Origin of the sequence: Pseudomonas sp. PB106 (assembly GCF_009764645.1) — a bacterium.
Taxonomy (GTDB): domain Bacteria; phylum Pseudomonadota; class Gammaproteobacteria; order Pseudomonadales; family Pseudomonadaceae; genus Aquipseudomonas.
In genome coordinates, this window is sequence record NZ_RWIM01000095.1 from 1 (window position 1) to 2,736 (window position 2,736).

Here is a 2,736-nt window from a genome sequence, read left to right on the forward strand (position 1 = left end):
AAGGCTGCGATCTTTTGATCTTGCTGTTTATAAGATCAAAAGATCGCAGCCTTCGGCAGCTCCTACAGGGGTTGGGGTGACCCATATATTGTGCGGTTGCCAACATGCCACTGTTCCCGTCGCGCCACGATGCAGGCAAGATGAAGCTCTGCAAGTCAGAACACAGGAAGCTGATCGTGACCGAAGCGTTTATTGTCGTTCAAACCGCCGAACAAGCCGTGGATCGTCTGGCCGAGCTGCATGAGCGGGCCACCACTGCGCTGAACTCGGCGCTCAAGCGTTACCTCAAGGATCGCGTCGAACCCGACGCTGCGCAGCGTGCTCTGTTTCGTTATCCCGAACTGCGTCTGACCTATCACTGCCAGGGCGAAGTCCCGCAGACCACCCGCGCTTACGCCAAGGTGCAACTGCCGGGCACTTACAGCGTCACCGTCACCCACCCGGCGGCGTTCCGCAAATACCTGCTCGAACAGCTTGTGCCGTTGATGCATGACTTCACCGTGACCGTGGAAGTCGGCGTCAGTCAGCAGAACATTCCGTATCCGTACGTGGTCGAGCAGGGCGATGAACTGGCCGGCTCCGGCGTCACCGCTGCCGTGCTGGCGCGGGTGTTCCCGAGTACCGACCTGTCCGCCGCCACCGATGGCATCGCCGACGGTCTCTACGACTGGGAAAACACCGATCCGCTGCCGCTGGCGTTGTTCGACGCCGCGCGCGTGGATTTCTCGCTGCGTCGTCTGGTGCACTACACCGGCAGCGACTGGCGCCATGTGCAGCCGTGGATTCTGCTGACCAACTATCACCGCTACGTCGACCAGTTCATCGTCCATGGTCTGGAGCAGTTGCGCAGCGATCCGCGTTTCGTGCGCATGGTCTTGCCGGGCAATGTGATCATCGAGAAGGGCATGGACCACGGCGAAGCGTCGGCGATTGCTGCCGGTGTGGTTTGGCACCGTTATCAGATGCCGGCGTATCACCTGATCGGCAACGATGGCCATGGTGTCACGCTGGTGAACATCGGCGTCGGCCCGTCCAACGCCAAGAACATCACTGATCACTTGGCAGTGCTGCGTCCGCATTGCTGGCTGATGATCGGTCACTGTGGTGGCCTGCGTCAGTCGCAGACCATTGGCGACTATGTGTTGGCGCACGCTTACATGCGTCGCGACGGCATTCTCGATCGCGTGGTGCCGCCGAACATTCCGATTCCGGCACTGGCCGAAGTGCAACTGGCGCTGCAACAGGCCGCGGCGAATGTCACTGGCGAGAAGGGCGATGATCTGAAAAAACGCCTGCGCACCGGCACCGTGCTGACCTACGACGACCGTAACTGGGAATTGCGTTGGGCCCAGGAGCGGCCACTGATCAACCTGTCCCGCGCCGTCGCGGTGGACATGGAAAGCGGCACGATTGCCGCGCAGGGTTATCGTCTGCGTGTGCCGTACGGCACGTTGCTCTGCGTTTCCGACAAACCGCTGCACAGTGAAATCAAGCTGCCGGGTTCGGCCAACGCTTTTTATGAGCGTGCGGTCAGCCAGCACTTGAAGATCGGCATCGAAGCGGTGGATCTGCTACGCACCGAACTCAACTCGCTGCACTCGCGCAAACTGCGCAGCTTCGACGAACCGCCGTTCCGTTAACGGTTAGTCGTGGTCATTTGGCGGTCGGGGCACTAGCATTGTCAGCCCCGACCGTTAGATGTTCTTTTCGCCATGTCCCGTCCCCCGCGTCCACCTTCCCGCCGCCCAGGCGCGAAGCCTCAGTCCTCTTCGCCGCGCCGTGTTGCCAAGGCACCCCCGGCCGAGCCGAAGCTGATTCTGTTCAACAAACCGTTCGATGTGCTGACGCAATTCAGCGACGGCGAAGGGCGGGCGACGCTCAAGGATTTCATCGATGTGCCCGGCATTTATCCGGCCGGACGTCTGGATCGTGACAGCGAAGGCTTGTTGCTGTTGACCAACGACGGCCAGTTGCAGGCACGCATCGCCGATCCGAAACACAAACTGGCAAAGACTTATTGGGTGCAGGTTGAAGGCGTGCCGACGGCCGAACAGTTGCAGCGGCTGCGTGACGGTGTCGAGCTGAATGACGGCATGACCTTGCCCGCCGAAGCGCGGCAATTGGAAGAGCCTGAGTTGTGGCCGCGCAATCCGCCGGTGCGCTTTCGCGCGACCATACCGACTTCATGGCTGGAACTGGCGATTCGCGAAGGGCGCAACCGTCAGGTGCGGCGGATGACCGCAGCGGTCGGGCTGCCGACGTTGCGGCTGGTGCGGGTCAGGATCGGAGACTGGACGATCGACGGGCTCGATCAAGGCCATTGGAAAGAAGTGCCGGCGCGCTTATAAAGTGCCGGACTCGATCAGGGCGATCACCACACTCTTGATGATGAACGCGGCCACGCCCAGGCCCAGCACGAAGAACAGAATGAACGAGCCAAAGCGCCCAGCCTTGGACTTCTTCGCCAGATCCCAGACGATGAAACCCATGAAAATGATCAGGATGCTGACCAGACCGGTCATCATCCACTCTTCAAATACGGCTGGATCCATTGGGTTTCTCCGGCATGGGCGCGGCTAAAAGGGCGCGGCGAGTATACGCCAAGGGCTGAGGGCGGGGCATTGACCTGCGTCGGGGTGCCGCGGTTATTGGTCTGCACCCCTCATCCCAATGTAGGAGCTGCCGAAGGCTGCGATCTTTTGATCTTTTTAGAGCAAGATCAAAAGATCGCAGCCT

The 2,736-nt window shown here is 60.5% G+C and carries 3 protein-coding genes; 2 read left to right on the forward strand and 1 reads right to left on the reverse strand.

Going from position 1 to position 2,736, the window contains the following annotated elements; genetic code table 11:
- Positions 1-140 precede the first annotated feature (140 nt).
- Together amn and EJA71_RS12365 are read left to right on the forward strand one after the other, a co-directional pair.
- Positions 141-1,640: an AMP nucleosidase gene (amn, locus tag EJA71_RS12360; protein WP_178113686.1), complete on the forward strand. Its 1,500-nt coding sequence runs from the start codon at positions 141-143 to the stop codon at positions 1,638-1,640.
- Between the two features lie 72 nt (positions 1,641-1,712).
- Complete coding sequence (locus EJA71_RS12365; RefSeq protein ID WP_158957173.1) at positions 1,713-2,348, forward strand: pseudouridine synthase; 636 nt, start codon at positions 1,713-1,715, stop codon at positions 2,346-2,348.
- On the opposite strand, the gene EJA71_RS12370 is transcribed toward EJA71_RS12365, so the two are convergent.
- On the reverse strand, positions 2,343-2,552 hold the full coding sequence (locus EJA71_RS12370; RefSeq protein ID WP_122592715.1) for a DUF2788 domain-containing protein: 210 nt from the start codon (positions 2,550-2,552) through the stop codon (positions 2,343-2,345). The genes EJA71_RS12365 and EJA71_RS12370 overlap by 6 nt on opposite strands.
- Positions 2,553-2,736 lie beyond the last annotated feature (184 nt).

Coding starts and splice junctions, on each gene's coding strand:
- EJA71_RS12365 (WP_158957173.1), top strand. CDS start 1,713: ATGTCCCGTCCCCCGCGTCCACCTTCCCGCCGCCCAGGCGCGAAGCCT.
- amn (WP_178113686.1), top strand. CDS start 141: ATGAAGCTCTGCAAGTCAGAACACAGGAAGCTGATCGTGACCGAAGCG.
- EJA71_RS12370 (WP_122592715.1), bottom strand. CDS start 2,552: ATGGATCCAGCCGTATTTGAAGAGTGGATGATGACCGGTCTGGTCAGC.